An 18189-nucleotide genomic window follows, 5' to 3' on the forward strand; every position below is an offset into this window, starting at 1 on the left:
CAACAGAACACATTTATATAAATTAGTTCGATGGCCCTCGTCTGTCGTGATTGCTCACATTAAAGACGCGGCTTGTCAGCGTGTCGAGCATACGGAAGAAACCATCGGCGGCGTAGCCGGCAAGGAACGCGAGGCCCGATGCGGTCAGCGTCAACACGCCCGCACCCGCGCTCACCTGCGTCGCAACCGATGACGGACTGAAGAACAATCCAACGGCGACGCCCGCCATCAAACCCAACGGTACGCGCATCAGCGCAAGTGTTTCGTCCCTTGGAGCAAGGAGGTTACCGGTGATCTTGTTGCCAATATCGCGCAGCAGCGAAGCAATGGTGCCGACCAAAGCAAAGAGGATTGGAAGGACATAACTCGCGTACGCGGACAACACCAGCGTGATCGACTGGATGGCCTCCTGCGGCGCTTTTGGTTCTTCGTCGCGCAACGCGCCCGTGCGTGTTCCGGTCGTCCATTCGCCCCGTCCGAACGCGGTCGGAAACATCCACATGAGGACCTTGGAAGGAAAGCTGTTGGCGAAAGTCGCCGCGTCGGCGATCGACATGTCGTAGCGCGCCTGCATATACGACCACTCGTTGCATAGCAGGCGGACCGTATTCGTCTGGTCTTCGATGCTCGACGCATCACATCGCTCGGGCACAGTCTTGCGGTTCGCGATGACTCTCTGATCGGCGGGGCTGGCCGCGTTTTCCTTGTCGACTTCTGCATAGATTTTCTGCGTAATATCGGTTGCAGCCCTTCCGTCTGTTTCAAAACGCGCGGTGATCTGCACGCCGTACGTGACAAGCCATAAGAGCACGGCGGCGAAGATCGTCACGCATACGCCAATGACCGTATTGGACTTGTGGATCCATCGGAACCGGCGTGCGCTGCCGATTAGCCCCGGATAAGCCTCGCGCGCCACCGACGCACGGGTCTGCGCTTCCCGGTCGGGATCGTGCGCACCCTGAATGGGGCGTTGCTCTTCAACGAAGATATAGGTGTAGGCGATGCTCAACCCCGTCGCCGGATACGCAAGACTGTTCAACCGGTCTTTCACGTAAAACAGCAAGGTGGCGTCGTAAGCCTTGTCGGTTGAAGGCGGTGTCGGCGGATAGCGCAGCTTGCACACCCACTTGATGGTTTCGAACGCATCGAGCGTGGTGTCATGCTTTCCGCAACAGGCGGGTTTCTCTTCCGTTGGGGGCGCGACGTCCGTGGCGCTCCTGGCGCCCGAGGGTGGTAGTGGAACCTTGCCGTCGAGGTCCCAAATGTGCGCGTTCGGCCGGCCCGATATGAAGTCGAGCAGCAGGTGCACTTCGTTCAGTTCGCGGCGGAAGATGAGTTCGTCGAATGTGCCGGGATGGTGATGGTTGTTCTGGTCCGATGGCGCCATCGATTACCTCGATTGTTTTAAGGTGCATCCAGAAGACGATTTAAACGGTCTGCGATTTAAGACGCAGGCTGTAAATGCAACACGTTGTGTGGTCCGGCCCACGCAGGTTCGTTTCCAAAACAAGTTCACTCGTTCGTTCTTCGTATGGCGCGTCAAGGCGCCTGCATGCCCCGCGCAAGGCCATTTGGCAAGCGTCCAAGGAGAACGTCATGACCCCTCGCCCCGTATGCAATGCCGCTGTCAACCTGGTGAAGCAATATGAAGGCATCCCGGGATTCGGCGATAGCACGGGGACCATCCGACCTTATCTCGATCCGGTAGGTATCTGGACCATTGGCTGGGGACACGCCATCTCAAGCGGAGGCCACTTCCTGCGCGGCAACGCCTCGCTCGCCCAGGTCAAGGCGCTGTACCCCGCGGGCATTACTGTCGCGCAAGCAGAAACGCTGCTGCAAGGCGATCTCATGCAGGCGGGGGCCGGCGTGCTGGCATTGGTGACCATTGCGCTCAATGACAACCAGTACGGCGCGCTGACCAGCTTCGCGTTCAACCTCGGCATCGCAAATCTTCGATCGTCCACGCTGCTGACCCTGCTCAACGCCGGGAATTTCACGGGCGCCGCAGACCAGTTTCTTCGCTGGTGTCACGCAAACGGGCAGGCGTTGCCGGGCCTGCTAAAACGCAGGAATGCGGAGCGCAGCTTGTTCCTCGAGCGGGTTTCGTTGCCGCTTAATGCCGTTGCCGAGCACGCAGACTGATTCGGGAGGGCATATGAAATTGTTTTGCCGCGCTGCACTGACATTGCTCGCGTCGCTGCTGCTCTGCACCGCCTCGCACGCCGAGCCTGAAGTCATACAAGGCTCACTTGGAGACGTCATCCGCGTTCCGATAACTGCCGACTGCCCGGCGCAGTCCGTTGTCCGGCAATACACGCTGATCGTCGATGGCAACAACACCGGCATCCCGGCGCAAGGTTGCGGGGGCGACCCGCACGCCGTATCGTTCCTGCTGGACGGGACAAGCGGTGCGGTACCGCCGGAGAACGCGGCGGCATGGCATCGGATGACCGGCTTTCCGTGGCAAGGCAACGGTTCCGCGCTTGCGCGCGAGCTCTCGGCAAGCGTCGCCGGCGCCGACGGCAAGTCGGTCGCCGGCCCGGGCACCACGCTTTTGTTCACTTGGTCGCGCGCGTGGCGTATTGCGGTAGCCGTCGTCATAGCCATCGCGACGGTGGCGCTCTTCGTCTGTCTCGGGGCGAAAACGGCCATGCTGCGGGACGTGGGCGCCGAGACCACCGTTCCCTTTCAGGACCGCACGTTCAGCCTCGCGCGCACGCAGATGGCTTGGTGGACAGCGATTATCGTAGTGTCTTATGTGTTCGAATGGCTCGCGCTCGGTGGGGTGCCCCCGCTATCCGCGCAGCCGCTCGTCCTGATGGGTTTCTACAGCGTCCTCGGCGTCACGGCGCGCGGGGTGGACCTGTCGAGGCGCACGCAATTCCCACCGACGACACCGCATTTTTTCAAGGACCTCACAAGCGACGAAAGCGGCGTCGCCGTCCACCGGGTGCAAATGCTCATCTTTACGATCGTGGTCGGCCTGATGTTCCTCAATCAGGTCTTTACCACCTGCACGATGCCCCGGTTCGATATCAACACGCTCTTGCTGCTGGGTATCAGCGGTGCAACCTACATTGGCTTCAAGACGACCGAAGCGCAGCCGAAGACCGATGGCGCGGCAACATCGGAAGACATGGCGGGCGAAGCGTTCAAGTCGGGGTATTCCACGGGGGACGCTCACCCCTGATTCGCCGCAACGCAATCCAACAAAAAGGAGAGTCATGCCAAAGAATATTGTGTTCTGTGCCGACGGCACCTGGAACGGCCCCAACTCCGGCGAAGATGACGACACGCCCAAGACCACCAACGTATGGAAGCTGTTCCTGAACCTTGCCAGCGATCCGCATTCGGGCGCCGTGGTCTATGCAACCGAACAAGAATCGTCGCTGACTGCGGATGGGACATGCCTGCAAGTGGCCAAGTATCTGCACGGCGTGGGCGACTCGGACAACGCCATCATCAAGATGCTCGGCGGCGTTTTCGGGTGGGGATTGATCGCGCGGATCGTCCGCGGTTACACGTTCATCTCGCGCAATTACGAAGAGGGCGACCGCATCTTCATCATCGGCTTCAGTCGCGGGTCCTACACCGCCCGCGCGCTTGGCGGACTGATCGTCGATCAGGGTTTGCTCAATGCAAAGACGCTCGATCTGGCCGACCCGATAGTCGGTTATCGCAACGGGGTTGCTGCATGGCGCGCGCATCGTTCGAACCGGGTGACGGCCATATCGAAGACGTGGAACACTTCCATTGTTTCATTGTTCAGGGATGTAACGAGCTTCCTGACACTGAATCCGCCCATCGATCCCAAGGATCTCGTTCCAAACGTAAAAATCCAGGCAATCGGAGTGTGGGATACGGTCGGCGCCATGGGCATTCCGCTCTATGTGGAATCCAACGATGCACGCGTGGACGTGTTCCGCTTTGCCGATACATCCTTGAGCCCCGCTGTGCAGTACGGTTTTCATGCGATCAGCCTGGACGAAGAGCGCGGCGACTTTACGCCGACGCTGTGGGACGAACGCGCGAACGTCACGCAAGTGCTTTTCCCCGGCGCGCATTCGGATGTCGGCGGAGGTTACCCTTCTACGGACAACGAAAGTGGTTTGTCCGATTGTGCGCTCGCATGGATGACAAGCAGTCTGGCCGAGATCGACAACGGCATCATTTTCCAGAATCCTTACCTGCCGATGTCGCCAAGCGCCCTTGGGGTAGCGCATCGACCGTGGGCGAGCGGCGTGTTCGTCGATCTTCCGCATGGACCGCGCGACTTCTCGAAGTTCCTTCCGCTTTGCGCCTATCACTCGATTCGTGATCGTCTTGCGGGAACATCAGTGCTTGGAGACCCGGCAGGCACCCCTGGTCCTTATGTTCCTTCGACACTTGCGAACTATTTCCCGACCGTCAAGACATGGATCTGACGACAAGGCGAACACGTTGTGGGGCATCGGGCATGACAAGCCGCCCGATGCCCCACGCACTACCTTACTGTCCCTTGTAGACCGCTTGTGTATCGACCGCGGCTTGTGGGCGTCCCGCCTGCGATGAACCGCTGGACGACGTCCCGTACTCGCTGTTTTGCGGCATCTGCATCTGCGCCTGCGCCTGGTTCTTTTCGGCCACGCGGGCGAGCGCGGCTTGCAGTTCAGCAGGGTAAGTCGTGTCGCTGGCGCTGCCGGTGTATCCGGCTTCGCGAAGCTGCACGAGTTCATTATTCACTTGCTCACGAGTGATTGGCCCGTTTCCCTGCTGAGCAAATGAGGTGATCGGCGCGGCCAGAACCGAAACAACAAGGACCGCATAGATCGACGATTTCATAGTTACCTCCAGAAGTTGTGTCCTGCGACTGAGAGCCAGATACGCAGGGTATTTCCCCGGTGTGATAAAAATTTAATCGCCGGTGTTACACACGATTAGTAAGTTTCTTATATGCCATGTAACGCCGACTCAGGCATGGCCCAGCTCAACCGTGCACCCTTCTTGTCGTAATCCCTTACTACGTGCTTCGATCAATCAAGCCCACCACATCGATCGGCCCGGTTGATCCGGGAGTGATTGTTATCGATCGATGAATGTAGTGTCGTCGGCAAACGGACTTGCCGAAACCATGCATGAGAAGGGGCTGAAGGAGCCCGTCGGAAGGAGGGATGCGTTTGACTCTAGACCGTCTCGCGCTCGACGATGTGAAAGCCTACGTCGCTGATGCTCGCATGCTGCTCGCCTCTCAGGCGTGCGAGCAGACACTGCGCTGCGTTGAGGCCGATATGCGTGCCGTCCACGCGCACAGTGGTGAGGGTGGGGCTTGTTTCCGATGCAAATTCAAGGTCGCCGAATCCGCATATGGACAACTGCGACGGCACGTCGATACCGCGCCGTTTCGCTTCGCCAAGCACGCCGATGGCAAGCAGATCCGAGCCGCAAAACACGGCGTCCAGTTGCGGCATGCGGGCGAGCAATTCCGGCAGCGCGGCTTTGCCCACCGATACCGAACTCGGCGGCGACACGATCACGTCGGCAATGTTGCAGATTCCTTCATGGGCGAAACGCGCTCGAAAGCCGGTGATGCGCGCGATCGCGCGGTCGTCGTTGGCGGAAACGAGCCCCGGATAACGCACGCCCCGCGCAATGAAGCGCTCGGCCACCGCAACGCCCACTTGATAATGCGAAAAACCCACGAGCATATCGATAGGCGTGTCCGTCATGTCCCACGTTTCTACAATCGGAATACCGACGTTGCGCAGCCGCTCACGCAACGAATCCGTATGCGCGACGCCGGTCAGCAGCACACCTTCGGGACGCCGGCTCAGCACCGCGTCGAGCAGGGTTTCTTCGCTCGTGTCGCTGTAGCCGCTGAGCGCGAGCAGCACCTGATACCCGGCCTTCGACATCGTTTCGCTAAAGACTTGAATGGTTTCCGAGAACAACGAATGCGCGATGGTCGGCACAATGGCCGCGATCAACCGTGACCTCGACGAAGACAATCCCCCTGCCAGCCGGTTCGGCACATAGCCAAGCTTCTGGACGACCCGCCGCACGCGCTCGAGCGTTTCGGGCGCGACGGTTTCGGGACTGTTGAATACGCGCGAAACCGTGATGGGCGAGACGCCTGCGGCCGTGGCGACGTCGGTGATCCGCAAGCCCTTCGGGCCGCCGCGCGTTCGCTTCACGCGCGTGGCGCCACTAGTTGGGTCATCGATGGAAAACGCAGCGGGCTTGTCGTTCGGCATGATTCGCTTGGAGCGTGGAAAGGTTAAACGCCGCTATTGTAGTTGGCAGCCGGTGCCAGGCAACTCAAGCCGCTTCCACGCGCCGCTCGCGGGCGACATCCCCCTGGGCATGACGCTCACGCCGCATCAGGATCAACGTGACGATACCGAATGTGAAGAGACACGCTGCTGGAATCAGCATGGGCGCCTTGGTGCTGCCGCTCGCCTGCCTGACCCAGGGCACGAGATTCTGCGCAATGAAACCACCCACGTTCCCCAGCGAATTGATCGCCGCGATGCCCGCTGCTGCACGCGCGCCGGTCAGGAACCTGGGCGGCAGCGTCCAGAAGCACGGCAGCAGCAAATACATGCAGGGCGCGCCGAGACTCAACGCAATGAAGCGCAGCGTGTTGGTCGGCAGGAAGACGCTACCGAGAAAAAAGATCACGCCGAGCACCGCTGCGCACAACATGGCGGCCATCGTGCGGTTCGCCGCACGCAGTTTCGACGGCAGCCATATCAGCACGAGCGTTGCGAGCAGCCACGGAATGATGTTGATCAGGCCGTTGACCGTGTTGCTCACGCCAAAGCCTTTGACGAGCGTTGGCAGCCAGTAGCTCACGCCGTAGACGGACATCGAAAGCATCATGTAGTACAACGCCATGCCGATCACGCGCGGTTCCGTCACGACGCTCAGGAAACTGCTCTTTCCGGACTCCGATTGCGCGGCAAGTGCGCGTTCTTTCTCGAGCGTACCGGCGAGCCATTTCTTTTCGGCATCGGTAATGAATTTCGCTTTGAGCGGAGACTCGGGCAGGTACAGCAATACGACCGCAGTAAGCAGGATCGATGGAATGCCGGTGATGATGAACACCAACTGCCAGCCTTGCAGACCGAGCAAGCCGCCCTTGTCGAGCAGCCAGCCGCAGATTGGCGCACCCACCATGTTGCCGAGGCTGCTGCCGATCGTGAAGTAACCCAACATCCGCACGCGATGCCGCGATGGAAACCATAGCGTCAGGTAATAAATCACGCCCGGATAAAGCCCCGCTTCCGAAGCGCCCAGCAGGAAACGCAGCACATAGAACGAAGTCGCGTTCTTCGTGAACGCGAGCAGCACGGTCACGATGCCCCACGTCAGCATGATGCGCGCGATCCATCGCGGCGCGCCGAACTTGTGCAGCAGCAAATTGCTTGGCACTTCGAAAATCAGATAGCCGATAAAAAACAGCGATGCACCCAGCCCGTACGCCACTTCGCTCAAGCCGAGACTGCCGAGCATCTGCAACTTGGCGAAGCTGATATTCGACCGGTCGATATACGCAATGAGGTAGAGCAAACCGAGGAGCGGCATCAGCCTGAGTGCGATGCGGTTGATCAGCGGCGTTTCATCGATAGAGGGCTGGGCGGTATCCATCATTTTTGCGCACGCCATTGTGCGTAGGCAGCAAGCGTTTCTTCGTTCGGCGGATACGTGCCGCGCAAGGGCCTGCCCTCATCGATTCGCTGCGAGATAAAAATTTCCAGTTGCTCCTGTTCGGTTGCATCGCGTGCGACATCTTCCGCCATTTCGTGCGGCACGATCACGACGCCATCCACATCCGCGACCACGATGTCTCCCGGATAAACCGCCACGCCGCCGCACGCGATCGGCACGTTCATATCGACCGCGTGATGCCTGGCCAGATTGAGCGGTGCGCTCGCGCCCGCGCACCACAGCGGCAAGCCGAGGCCGGAGATCGTGCCGCTGTCGCGCACGGCGCCGTCGGAGACCATGCCTGCGACGCCGCGCTTCGCAAGCCGCAGCGCGAGAATCGATCCCACCGACGCCACCGACCGGTCGCCGCGGCAGTCCTGCACGAGCACGCTACCCGGCGGCGCGCTCTCGACCGCCTTGCGTTGTGGATGGTCCGGGTCCTGGAACACCCCCACGTGATCGATGTCCTCACGCGCCGGAATATTGCGCAGCGTGAACGCAGGGCCGACAAGATTCGGCGCGCCCGGCTCCGGCTTCACGAGCGGAGCGACGCCTTGCAGGAAGACATTGCGCAAGCCGCGCTTGAACAACTGCGTGGTGAGCGTCGCCGTGCTGACATGGCGCAACAACTCCAGCGCTTCGGCGCTGACGGCGGTACCGGAGGAAGTCATTTAGTCAGTACTCGGAATAAAATTAATGAATCTCGGGTTCGTCGCGATCGGCGTTCGTGGAGGCGGTGGACGTCGTGGATGCCGTCAGCGGTTCTTCGAGGAAATCGAAGTCGCAACCCTTGTTCGCCTGCGTGACATGAAGCTGGTGCATCACGCCGAACCCCCGTTCGAATGGTCGCTTCGGCGCTTTCCATGCAGCCTTGCGCGCGGCGAGTTCTTCGTCGCTGACATTGAGATGAAGGCGCCGGCCGGGGACATCGAGTTCAATCATGTCGCCGTCCCGCACCAACGCAAGCGGACCGCCTACGAACGATTCAGGCGCCACATGCAGCACGCACGCGCCGTAACTCGTGCCGCTCATGCGTGCGTCGGAGATGCGAACCATGTCGCGCACGCCTTGTTTCAGGAGCTTTTGCGGTATCGGCAACTGGCCCCACTCCGGCATGCCCGGTGCGCCGACGGGTCCTGCGTGCTGCAGCACGATCACGGACGCGGCAGTGATGTCGAGGTCTTCGTTGTCGATGCGCGCCGCCATGTCCGCGTAATCCTTGAATACCACGGCCGGGCCACGCGCTTTCAGCAGATGCTGTTCCATTGCGGCGGGTTTGATCACGGCGCCATCGGGGGCGAGATTGCCGGTCAGCACCGCGAGGCCATCGCGTTCCACGACCGGGTTGTCGCGCTTGCGGATGACGTCGGTATCGAAGATCTCCGCGCCTTCTATGTTCTCCGCGAGCGTCGTGCCGCTCACCGTCATTTGCGAACCGTCGATCAGCTTTCCCAGCTCCACGAGCAGCGCGCGCAAACCGCCTGCGTAGAAGAAGTCTTCCATCAGGTACTTGCCCGCCGGACGCAGGTTGGCGAGCACGGGCGTGATGCGCGCGAGTTCATCGAAGCGCGCCGTCGTCAGGTCGATGCCCGCGCGGCGCGCCACCGCCACCAGATGGACGATCGCGTTGGTCGATCCCGACATGGACAGCACGGTGGTGACGGCGTTATCGAAGGATTTGGCGGTCAGGATGTCCGATGGCTTCTGGTCCGTCCAGACCATCTCCACGATCCGCTGGCCCGTGAGCGAAGCGAACTGCGCGTGGCGCGAGTCGACAGCGGGTATCGATGAAAACCCCGGCAGGATCAGGCCGAGCGCCTCGGTGGCGGTGGTCATGGTCGATGCCGTGCCCATGGTCATGCAATGGCCCGGCGAGCGTGCGATACCACTTTCGATGCCCTTCCATTCCTCTTCCGTGATTTTCCCGGCGCGAAGTTCGGCCCAGTATTTCCAGGTATCGGACCCGCTGCCGAGCGTCCGGCCGTTCCAGTTGCCGCGCAGCATTGGGCCGGCGGGCAAGAAGATGGTCGGCAAGTTCATGCTGATGGCACCCATCAACAGGCCGGGCGTGGTCTTGTCGCAACCGCCCATCAGGACACAGCCGTCGAACTGATACGACTTCAGCAGTTCCTCGGTTTCCATCGCGAGGAAGTTGCGGTAAAGCATGGTGGTCGGTTTCTGGAACGGCTCGGCAAGCGTCATGACCGGCATTTCGACCGGGAAGCCGCCGGCTTGCCAGACGCCGCGCTTGACCTCTTCCACGCGCTGCTTGAAGTGCGTGTGGCACGAGTTGATTTCGCTCCACGTGTTCACTACCGCAATGACGGGTTTGCCCATGTAATCGGACGGGTGATAGCCCATTTGCGCGGTACGCGACCGATGTCCGAACGAGCGCAGGTCATTCACGCCATACCAACGAAAGCTTCGAAGTTCTTCTGGGGTTTTACGTTTTGGGGCCAAGCTTTTCTCCAGGCCGGGTTGTATCGTGAACGGATGGTAACGCTATCATTCCAGATCGTCCGTAGGGGGTTTTACGGACGAACTGGTCGATCAGCGGGTGCGGCGCCTACCCAATCCGCATTTGTTCGATCGTCGCATCGACCAGCGCGTCAGCGCTTTCCACGCCGTCGGCTGCGAGCGCGAGGCCGTTCAGGCGTCCATCGATAAGCAAGGTGGCGAGGCCGTGCACATAAGCCCAGGCGGCGGTCATGGCGACGGCGCGGGTGGCATCGAGTTTTGGCGGTGGCTGCGTCGCTTCCGGGGTGTCATCGGTGACATCGGATAAAGCCATTGCCGATGCACGCCGCGCCTCGACCAGCGATGGACGCGTGTTGTCGAGCATTTCCGCTCGCGACATGAGCCGGAACAAATCCGGGTTCGTCACCGCGAAACTCACGTAGCCGCGCGCAATGGCACGGCGCCGTTGCGGCCCGGGCTGCAGGCCATGCGCGTGTTTCGCCATGGTTTCGGTGAGACGAAGATGGCCGCTCGCTGCGAGTTCGCTCAGGACGCCGGCGGTATCGCCGAAATGATGTTGGGGCGCCGTGTGCGACACGCCGGCTTCGCGCGCGATGGATCGCAGGCTCAGCCCGCCGATGCCGTCATGGCGAAGCACGGTTTCAGCCGCCGCCAGCAGCGCGTTGGGGAGCGAACCGTGGTGATAGGGCTTTTGCTCGGACGTTACATCAGCGGACTGCGTTTTCTTCGACCGGGAAACCGCTGCGGGTTTTCGGCTTTCGTTCATAGGGAATCACGGACAAGGAGATGAGAGGGGCTCTAAAAACTTTCCAACGGAAACATGCTCGCGGCGTGCGCTGCGATTGTCAACTGCTTTTCTCGCGCTTGTAACAATGACCCGCACGCCGCAGACAAATACGCCGGACGTGCGCCACGGCTGCGCCGGCGTCACCTGGCATTGTCGTTGCATAGCTTGTCTGTGAACGCGCGATCTCGTTCATCCCACCTGCCAGCAGGACGAAAACTCCGAGCAGAAAAACCGCTTAATACCGAGGGAATCGTGCATATCCTTTTTATCGACGACCATAAAGATTCAGCCGATGCATTTGGCGAAATAGCCTCGGGCCTGGGACACAAAGTGCAGGTGGCGTATGACGGCCGCGCCGCGCTGGAGCTGACGCAAGCGCAGAGCTTCGACGTGGTTTTCTTCGACATCGAACTGCCGGACGCCGACGGCCGCGAACTTTGCAGGAAGGTGCGCGAAGACGGTGCATCGCGTGACGCGTGCGTGATCGCGGTGACCGGGCGCACCGATCTGCGCGACGATGACCTCGAACCGTTCGACGGATATCTCCACAAACCGATCAGCGCCGGCGCTTTGGAACGGGCGCTGCGGTTTTCCGAAGGGTAAATCGATAAACCCGCGCCCTAACGCCGTGCGTTCGTGCGCCCCTCTGCGTTCGTCGCGACAGCGACGGCGTCGAGATTCTGCGGATATGGAAAATTCAGGCCGAGCAACTGGCGCATCGTCGGACTGGCGTTTTTCACAAACGCCTCGCCGGCCATCGCGCGCAGGTCTTCCATCGGCTTGACGAACTTCGGCAGGTACTGGATCAGCACGGCGCTGCGGTCCTGCGTGCTGTGATTCGGCATCGCGCAATGCCACGTCGCGCCGAAAAACACGATCGCGTCGCCCGGGTCCGCTTCCATCCGTTCGCAGCGTTCGAAAAAGGCATCGCCATCGCCGGGATATCGCAGTTCGTGCTGCGTGTGAGGCACGAACGCGGTCGCGCCGGTCAGCGGCGTGAATGGATCGAGTGGAATGGTGACTTGTGCGTTGAGCGGAAAGCTGGTGTTGATGCCGACCGGAAACGTGCCAGGTGCATGAAAATCCCAGTATGGATAATCGATATGCGGTTCCTGTCCCGGCCCGTCCGGCAGAATCCGGTTGGCGGCAATCGATCCCATGATGAAGTCATCGCCGAGAAAAAGCCGCATTGCTGCGACGATCACAGGATGCTCGGCCATCTCTGAAAATACACTGCCTTTAGCCAGCAGATTCCAGACACGCCGCTGCAAATGCAGCCGCTGCTCTTGTACCGCCTGCCCCTGGAAATGCGTGACGGTCTGCGCGCGATCGTCGGAATGCGCCATCACGACACGGCGCGCCTCCGCGACCTGCGCCGCGCTGAACGCTCCTCGAATGCGAACCGCGCCGGGACCGCGCAAAAGTGCATCGACCACGCCGTCAGGGGTCATGGCATCGGCCTGCATGCTGTTCACGGCTGTCTCCTTGTTTTTTCACCACGGCGCTTCGGCCGCTGGTACGGACAAGCATAGAAGAGCGTTCACGCCAGTGCAACGAAAATTTCACCTGAATTAAACATGGAATTTTCATTCCAATTTATTCTTGCGCGGGAAAGCGCAATGGAATATGCCAAGGGGCTTAAGTGTTTCTCCTGAACGACAGACTTCAGGAATCCGACGTGAAAGCCATACCTAAGAAGCTGCATATCATCTGGATCGGTAACGACATCCCGCAACGCAATCGTGACTGCATCGCAAGTTTTCCGGCTAAAAATCCTGACTGGGAAGTCAATCTCTGGATCGATGCAAAACAGTTGCTGACAGGCGAACGGCGCCGCGCTGCGACCGCGCACTACACGGCGCAGAACAACGGCGCGGGCGTGAGCGCGGACCAGTGGAAAACGGTCGCCGAGCACGTGGGAAAAGACGGCGACGATCGTGCCACGATGAAATACCTGCAGGAATTCCTCAACTACCGTGGTGAAGCATTGCAGGGCATGCGCGTGCAGAAGGTCAATTCGATCATGGCCTTCTGCAACAGCAATCGCATCAAGCTGCGGGAGGTGGAGCGCGACCTGAACATGGGCAAGACCGCGCCGATCTACCGCCGGGAGCTGGTCGAACGCGGCGGCAATTTCGGCGCGGCGAGCGACATCCTGAGAATCGAGATCCTGATGCAGTACGGGGGCGTCTATGTCGATACCGACGTCTCCTGCGCAAGTAAGCTTGGATCGATCGTTTGTCACGAGTCGTATCCACGATTCTCGGCCGTCAATTACGCCTGGAAGGACGGCGTCAGCCAAAGCGACTGGGAATCGGACGCATGGTGGGCGCGCAAGGTCGGCGGCCAGACGCCGGCAATCAGCAATTCGGTCATTGCCTCTCACCCGAGGTGCAAGGGGATGAAGACCTACAAAGCCATGATCCAGAGCAATTTCAAATCGCTCAAGAGCGACACGGCACGGCGCGATCTCTATTTCAACGATGTCCGCAAAAGCACCATTCAGATGACGGGGCCGACCGCGGCCTCGAAAGGATCGGGATTCGCGAAAGCCAAGGAGAAAATGGAGAGCGGTGTTGCCGGAATTACGACGCAGGATAAATTGACGCGAAAACAGGCCAGCGACAACGCTTTCATGCGGGAAAACTGGTACTTCCCGATGTATATGATCGTCGATCGCTATTTCCATGACTGGCTTTAGCATCGAATCAATCGAGCGCATGCCTTTGAACGTTAATTATATGAATAAACTAGCAAGTAAACTGTAAGCTGAATTACAATCCGTTACACGATGTTTGACGCGGCCAGAAAGAGTGAATGCCAGCTGTTTTTTGCGTCCGTCTGTCGAATTTCACACGTTCGTCATATCAGGCAAGGCCACCAACGCATGGCTCCTGCCTGAATCGCGGCGCGACAAAAATAACGGAGCAATGCATGAGCACGATCTCTTCATCCAGCGTGAATCCGAACAGCGCCGTCCAGCAGGCGGCGCAATCGATCATCAGCGGCTCGACCGGAAGCAAGACCGACGTGAACGCGCTCGTCACTGCTCTCGTCAATGCGAAGGTGGCGGGTCAGACGGCAGCGCTCACCAACAAGACCAAGTCGGACAACACCCAGCTTACGGCGCTTGGTCAGTTGAAGTCGGTAATGTCGCTTTTGCAAAGCTCGATCGCCTCGCTTTCCGACGGCACGACCATGTCCGCATTCACCGCAATCGGCGACGGGAAGGGCATCACCGCCAAAGGCACGAAAGGCGCCGTGGCAGGATCGTATTCCGTCCAGGTATCGAATATCGCGACGTCGCAATCGGTTACGTCGGGCGCGTTCAAGGCGGGCAGCACGCTCGGTGCCGGCACGATGACACTGTCGGTCGGCGGCAAGAGCATGTCCATCAACGTGGATTCGAACAACAACACGCTCGCCGGCATTGCCTCGGCCATCAATTCGGGCAAAGGCAATCCGGGGATCACCGCGGCGATCGTCAATGGCACGGACGGCGCGCACCTGGTGCTGCGGTCATCGTCGACGGGGGTGTCCAACGGGATCAATATTTCGATCGCGGGCGCCGGCCCGGACGATGCGCTGAACGATCTGGCCATGACCTCGGGCACCGTGTCCGCGCCGGCAAACAGCGCGGAAACGGCCGGCAATTACACGGGCTCGGCCACAAGTGTCGCGACCGGCAAGTGGTCGCAAAGCGTCGCGGGCCAGGATGCGAACTTCATGATTGCGGGCACCGCCGGCACGAGCGCGAGCAACACGATCACGACTGCGCTGAGCGGCGTATCCATGACGCTCGATTCAGCCTCGGTCGGCACTACGCAAACGCTGACCGTCGCGCAGGATACGACGGGCCAGGCAACCGCCATCAACGCCTTCGTTACGGCGTACAACAACTACATCGGCACGGTGAAGACGCTGACCTCGTTCGATTCGAGCCAGCCGAAGGGATCGCAAGGCGGCACGCTTCTCGGCGACGCCATGATGAACACCATTCGCAATACGCTTGCCGGCGTGTTGAGCAGCGGCGTCGGCAAAGGGGCATCGTCGATCAACCTTGGGTCCATCGGCATCACGCTCAAGCCGGACGGCACGCTCAAGACCGATGCCGACGCGCTGAACGCCGCGTTGAAGAGCGATCCGACGAAGGTATCGCAGCTTTTCAATTCCACCGATGGCGTCGGCACGCAGATGAACGACAACCTGACGTCGTTCCTGTCGACGGGCGGTATCGTGGAAACACGCTCCAGCGCGCTCACCGCCGACCTCAAGAAGCTGGTCACCAAGCAAACGGCGCTCGACGCACTCACCGCGCAGCTCACGACCGCATACAACGATCAGTTCACGTCGCTCAACACACTGATGGCGAATTCGCAGATGAACGCCAGCTACCTCACCGCGCTGTTTGGCGGCACGAACAGCGCCGGTTCGCTAGCGAACAACAAGTAACTCGCAACGGGTTTTACTGATGGAAGGCCGGCCTCGCGAGCCGGCCGCCGAGCACGCCGCCGCGGTTTGCGCTACGCTTGCGGCCGAATAAGGCTCCTTCCATCACGCGACTTTCGCCACGCAAATGAACCTGTACGAGATCAACGCCACAACCGACGTCATCCCCGCCGATCAACTTGACCAGCACCTTCCGGCGCATGTGGCGGCTGCCATAGAAGGCCGGGACGTGGTCGTGTTCGCCGTCGCCGACGACGCATCGGACACGGCCGATTGCAGCGCGCGCTATGGCATTCCGCTGGAGGATTGCGCGAACACCATCGTGCCTCGATACAAAAAGGACGGCGAAGAGCATTTCGCGGCGGTCGTGACGCTCGGTTCGCATCGGCTGGATGTCAACGGCGCCGTGCGGCAAACGCTCGGTGCGAAAAAGGTCTCGTTCGCGCCGCGCGAAGCGGCCGTCGAGCACAGCGCAATGGAATTCGGCGGCATCACCGCGTTCGGGCTGCCCGCCGGCTGGCGCGTGCTGATCGAGTCCGCTGTCATGGCGCGTGCGCAGATCGTGATGGGCGCCGGTATCCGCACAGCGAAGCTGGTGCTGCCGCCGGCCGTCCTTGCGGCGCTGCCGGGGGCGGAAGTTGCATCGATGACCGTCGCCTGAAGCACGCGCTCATATTCTCATGGCGTTTGCGTAGTTCAGGTTCGGCGCATGCAGGTATAAGTCACTATGACCGACATGAGCGGCCGACGGCGCCAAACGCTCAGGCGAGCGTTCGCGGAGCCGCCGCCGTCACGTCGATTTGCGATGGCAACAGCTTGAGCTTGTAGAACGCGTCCGCAATGCGCTGCTGATTCGCCAGCGCATCGCGGGAAATGGGCTCGGTCCCATATTTGAGCCGCGTGAGCGCCGTGATGACGATGGGTTGCGGGATGCCCCACAAACGCGAAAACTCCGCCGCCGCCGGTTCGCGATTCTCCGATATCCAGTGGTCGATGCCACCAATCTCTTCGAGCACGGCGCGCAGCACGTCGTCGTTCTTCTGCACATATGTACGCGACGTGAAATAGAACGCGCGGTTCTGGACCACACCGCTGCCGTCCGCCACGATCCGCGCCTTGCTGGTCGACTGCACGACCGCGAGGAACGGGTCCCATATCACCCATGCATCGACTGCTTTTTGCTCGAAGGCCGCGCGGGCATCGGCGGGAGAAAGAAAGACCGGCGTGATATCGGCGTAGTCGATGTTCGCATTCTCCAGCAATCGCAACAGCAGGAAATGCGCGTTCGATCCCTTGGTCAACGCAATGCGCTTGCCCTTCAACTGCGCAACCGACTTTACCGGCGAGTCCTGCTGCACCACGAGCGCCTCGCTTGCCGGCCGCTGCGCAGTCTGACCGTAGTAGACGAACGGCGCCCCTGCAGCTTGCGCAAAAACGGGCGGCGCTTCCCCCACATCGCCGAAATCGATAGAACCCACGTTCAGCGCTTCGAGTTGCGGCGGCCCGGACGGAAACTCGGTCCATTCGACGCGCACGCCCAGCGGCGTCAGCCGGTGTTCAAGCGTGCCACGGCCTTTGAGGATGCTGAGCAATCCCTTCTGATAACCAATTCGTAACGACCTCGTGGTTTGCGCGGTATTGCCTTGCGCATGAGCAAGCGGCAACGCGCATGAGGCTGCAAGCGTGAGACCACTTGCTACGAAACGACGGCGGCTTGAAGAATGGAAACGATTCATGGATCTGTGGAGACGGTTGCGGGATCGACGCGGGCGGTTGCCGACGCATCGCAAGCATACGGTCGGCTATCCAGCGGGCAAACCAACAAGAAGCGCAATGCTTATTCATTCGTGCCGGATCGACATATCGATATCGAATTTGCTTGGTTCTCAAGCGCCTTTCAAAGGTTTAAGTTGATCGGGGTGTCGCGTCCCTTTCCTCCCTTTCTTCTCGATTCCGAACCATGCCTGATTGGACATTCCTCGCTGCTGCCATCGCGCTCAGCGTGACGCTTGCGTCGCCGGCGAGCCATGCCGCGGAGACGAACGAGTTGCGCATCGGCTTCGTGCCCGGTCCCTATTCCGATGAATTCAAACTCGGCGTTGAACCGGTCTTGCGCCAGAAAGGCTATTCGATCAAGTACGTGGAATTCAGTACGGGACTGGAGGCGAATCAGGCGGTGTATCGTGGAGAGATCGCCGCCGATGTCATGCAGCACGAGGTCTACCTGAAGTCCTACAACGATCGCAATGGAACGGATCTGGTCGGCGTCGTGCAAGTCCCGACGCCGCCCATGGGCCTGTATTCCAAGAAGCATCATGCGCTGACCGAAGTGAAAGCGGGCACGACCGTCGCGGTCCCGAACGACCCGGTCAATCTGGAACGCGCGCTGAAGATCCTCCAGCAGATCGGCTGGATCAAGATCAAGCCGAACGCCAATCCGGTGGATGTCACCGAGCGCGATGTGATCGCCAATCCGGCGGGAATCAAGATCGTGCCGCTGGAATCGGCGCAGGCGCCACGCGCTCTGGACGATGTGGATTTTGCCGCGATCCAGGGGAATTTCGCGATCTTCAGCGGCTACAAGCTGACCGATGCCCTTGCGCTCGAACAGATGACGCCGCCGTACATCAATCAGGTCGTGGTCAAGGCCGCGAACAAGACTGCTCCGGTGACGCAGGCGATTGTCAGTGCGTACCAGTCGCCATCATTTCAGCAAGCGATCGTGAACAACCATTTCTACGATGGCTTCCGCTTGCCCGAGTATTTCGCGCGCAAGCAATAGCTTG

17 protein-coding genes are annotated in these 18189 nt (G+C 60.3%); 8 read left to right on the forward strand and 9 right to left on the reverse strand.

Annotated elements, in window-relative coordinates; all coding sequences use genetic code 11:
- Positions 1-22: 22 nt before the first annotated feature.
- Complete coding sequence (locus tag AXG89_RS35085) at positions 23-1387, reverse strand: hypothetical protein (RefSeq protein WP_075358068.1); 1365 nt, start codon at positions 1385-1387, stop codon at positions 23-25.
- 209 nt (positions 1388-1596) lie between these two features.
- Here AXG89_RS35085 and AXG89_RS35090 point away from each other — a divergent pair, with 209 nt between their 5' ends.
- Genes AXG89_RS35090 through AXG89_RS35100 form a run of 3 tightly spaced genes read left to right on the forward strand, consistent with a single transcriptional unit; the run spans position 1597 to position 4427 of the window.
- Positions 1597-2145: a lysozyme gene (locus AXG89_RS35090; RefSeq protein ID WP_119024768.1), complete on the forward strand. Its 549-nt coding sequence runs from the start codon at positions 1597-1599 to the stop codon at positions 2143-2145.
- 13 nt (positions 2146-2158) lie between these two features.
- Positions 2159-3193 carry a hypothetical protein gene (locus tag AXG89_RS35095; RefSeq protein WP_143325540.1) on the forward strand — a complete coding sequence of 345 codons (1035 nt, stop codon included), beginning with the start codon at positions 2159-2161 and terminating at the stop codon, positions 3191-3193.
- Positions 3194-3227: 34 nt separating this feature from the next.
- On the forward strand, positions 3228-4427 hold the full coding sequence (locus AXG89_RS35100) for a DUF2235 domain-containing protein (RefSeq protein ID WP_062001461.1): 1200 nt from the start codon (positions 3228-3230) through the stop codon (positions 4425-4427).
- Positions 4428-4491: 64 nt separating this feature from the next.
- On the opposite strand, the gene AXG89_RS35105 is transcribed toward AXG89_RS35100, so the two are convergent.
- The 6 genes from AXG89_RS35105 to AXG89_RS35130 all read right to left on the reverse strand — a co-directional run bounded on the left by AXG89_RS35105 (position 4492) and on the right by AXG89_RS35130 (position 10933).
- On the reverse strand, positions 4492-4824 hold the full coding sequence (locus AXG89_RS35105; protein ID WP_062001460.1) for a DUF4148 domain-containing protein: 333 nt from the start codon (positions 4822-4824) through the stop codon (positions 4492-4494).
- A gap of 341 nt (positions 4825-5165) precedes the next feature.
- Positions 5166-6233, reverse strand: coding sequence for a LacI family DNA-binding transcriptional regulator (locus AXG89_RS35110; RefSeq protein ID WP_062001459.1), 1068 nt, complete (start codon positions 6231-6233; stop codon positions 5166-5168).
- 64 nt (positions 6234-6297) lie between these two features.
- The gene (locus AXG89_RS35115; RefSeq protein WP_062001458.1) at positions 6298-7629 is read right to left on the reverse strand and encodes an MFS transporter; all 1332 of its coding nucleotides are present in this window, start codon (positions 7627-7629) and stop codon (positions 6298-6300) included.
- The gene (locus tag AXG89_RS35120) at positions 7629-8360 is read right to left on the reverse strand and encodes a ribonuclease activity regulator RraA (protein ID WP_062001457.1); all 732 of its coding nucleotides are present in this window, start codon (positions 8358-8360) and stop codon (positions 7629-7631) included. Before AXG89_RS35120 ends, AXG89_RS35115 begins: the two co-directional genes overlap by 1 nt.
- 22 nt (positions 8361-8382) lie before the next feature.
- Positions 8383-10149, reverse strand: coding sequence for an L-arabinonate dehydratase (gene araD, locus AXG89_RS35125; RefSeq protein ID WP_086386608.1), 1767 nt, complete (start codon positions 10147-10149; stop codon positions 8383-8385).
- A 106-nt stretch (positions 10150-10255) separates the two neighbouring features.
- Positions 10256-10933, reverse strand: a complete 678-nt coding sequence (locus AXG89_RS35130; RefSeq protein ID WP_075358070.1) for a TetR/AcrR family transcriptional regulator — start codon at positions 10931-10933, stop codon at positions 10256-10258.
- 54 nt (positions 10934-10987) lie between these two features.
- Between AXG89_RS35130 and AXG89_RS43935 the strand changes: the two genes are divergently transcribed.
- The gene (locus tag AXG89_RS43935) at positions 10988-11557 is read left to right on the forward strand and encodes a response regulator (protein WP_231941508.1); all 570 of its coding nucleotides are present in this window, start codon (positions 10988-10990) and stop codon (positions 11555-11557) included.
- 17 nt (positions 11558-11574) lie between these two features.
- Here AXG89_RS43935 and AXG89_RS35140 read toward each other — a convergent pair whose 3' ends face one another.
- Positions 11575-12420 carry a phytanoyl-CoA dioxygenase family protein gene (locus AXG89_RS35140; protein WP_075358071.1) on the reverse strand — a complete coding sequence of 282 codons (846 nt, stop codon included), beginning with the start codon at positions 12418-12420 and terminating at the stop codon, positions 11575-11577.
- Positions 12421-12632: 212 nt separating this feature from the next.
- Here AXG89_RS35140 and AXG89_RS35145 point away from each other — a divergent pair, with 212 nt between their 5' ends.
- The 3 genes from AXG89_RS35145 (at position 12633) to AXG89_RS35155 (ending at position 16064) form a co-directional block, all read left to right on the forward strand.
- A complete protein-coding gene (locus tag AXG89_RS35145) occupies positions 12633-13655 on the forward strand; it encodes a TcdA/TcdB catalytic glycosyltransferase domain-containing protein (RefSeq protein WP_075358174.1) in 1023 nt (340 codons plus the stop codon).
- 233 nt (positions 13656-13888) lie between these two features.
- The gene (gene fliD / locus AXG89_RS35150; RefSeq protein ID WP_062001452.1) at positions 13889-15406 is read left to right on the forward strand and encodes a flagellar filament capping protein FliD; all 1518 of its coding nucleotides are present in this window, start codon (positions 13889-13891) and stop codon (positions 15404-15406) included.
- 124 nt (positions 15407-15530) lie between these two features.
- Complete coding sequence (locus AXG89_RS35155) at positions 15531-16064, forward strand: YbaK/EbsC family protein (protein ID WP_075358072.1); 534 nt, start codon at positions 15531-15533, stop codon at positions 16062-16064.
- A gap of 100 nt (positions 16065-16164) precedes the next feature.
- On the opposite strand, the gene AXG89_RS35160 is transcribed toward AXG89_RS35155, so the two are convergent.
- Positions 16165-17139, reverse strand: a complete 975-nt coding sequence (locus AXG89_RS35160; RefSeq protein ID WP_119024769.1) for a sulfonate ABC transporter substrate-binding protein — start codon at positions 17137-17139, stop codon at positions 16165-16167.
- 224 nt (positions 17140-17363) lie between these two features.
- On the opposite strand from AXG89_RS35160, the gene AXG89_RS35165 reads away from it, so the two are divergent.
- The gene (locus AXG89_RS35165) at positions 17364-18185 is read left to right on the forward strand and encodes a MetQ/NlpA family ABC transporter substrate-binding protein (RefSeq protein WP_075358074.1); all 822 of its coding nucleotides are present in this window, start codon (positions 17364-17366) and stop codon (positions 18183-18185) included.
- Positions 18186-18189 lie beyond the last annotated feature (4 nt).

The organism is Burkholderia sp. PAMC 26561, from assembly GCF_001557535.2.
Taxonomy (GTDB): Bacteria; Pseudomonadota; Gammaproteobacteria; order Burkholderiales; family Burkholderiaceae; genus Caballeronia.

Coding starts and splice junctions, on each gene's coding strand:
- AXG89_RS35110 (WP_062001459.1), bottom strand. CDS start 6,233: ATGCCGAACGACAAGCCCGCTGCGTTTTCCATCGATGACCCAACTAGT.
- AXG89_RS35120 (WP_062001457.1), bottom strand. CDS start 8,360: ATGACTTCCTCCGGTACCGCCGTCAGCGCCGAAGCGCTGGAGTTGTTG.
- AXG89_RS35155 (WP_075358072.1), top strand. CDS start 15,531: ATGAACCTGTACGAGATCAACGCCACAACCGACGTCATCCCCGCCGAT.
- AXG89_RS35085 (WP_075358068.1), bottom strand. CDS start 1,387: ATGGCGCCATCGGACCAGAACAACCATCACCATCCCGGCACATTCGAC.
- AXG89_RS43935 (WP_231941508.1), top strand. CDS start 10,988: ATGCTCGCGGCGTGCGCTGCGATTGTCAACTGCTTTTCTCGCGCTTGT.
- AXG89_RS35140 (WP_075358071.1), bottom strand. CDS start 12,420: ATGCAGGCCGATGCCATGACCCCTGACGGCGTGGTCGATGCACTTTTG.
- AXG89_RS35115 (WP_062001458.1), bottom strand. CDS start 7,629: ATGGATACCGCCCAGCCCTCTATCGATGAAACGCCGCTGATCAACCGC.
- AXG89_RS35165 (WP_075358074.1), top strand. CDS start 17,364: ATGCCTGATTGGACATTCCTCGCTGCTGCCATCGCGCTCAGCGTGACG.
- AXG89_RS35160 (WP_119024769.1), bottom strand. CDS start 17,139: ATGAATCGTTTCCATTCTTCAAGCCGCCGTCGTTTCGTAGCAAGTGGT.
- AXG89_RS35095 (WP_143325540.1), top strand. CDS start 2,159: ATGAAATTGTTTTGCCGCGCTGCACTGACATTGCTCGCGTCGCTGCTG.
- AXG89_RS35130 (WP_075358070.1), bottom strand. CDS start 10,933: ATGAACGAAAGCCGAAAACCCGCAGCGGTTTCCCGGTCGAAGAAAACG.
- fliD (WP_062001452.1), top strand. CDS start 13,889: ATGAGCACGATCTCTTCATCCAGCGTGAATCCGAACAGCGCCGTCCAG.
- AXG89_RS35100 (WP_062001461.1), top strand. CDS start 3,228: ATGCCAAAGAATATTGTGTTCTGTGCCGACGGCACCTGGAACGGCCCC.
- AXG89_RS35090 (WP_119024768.1), top strand. CDS start 1,597: ATGACCCCTCGCCCCGTATGCAATGCCGCTGTCAACCTGGTGAAGCAA.
- AXG89_RS35105 (WP_062001460.1), bottom strand. CDS start 4,824: ATGAAATCGTCGATCTATGCGGTCCTTGTTGTTTCGGTTCTGGCCGCG.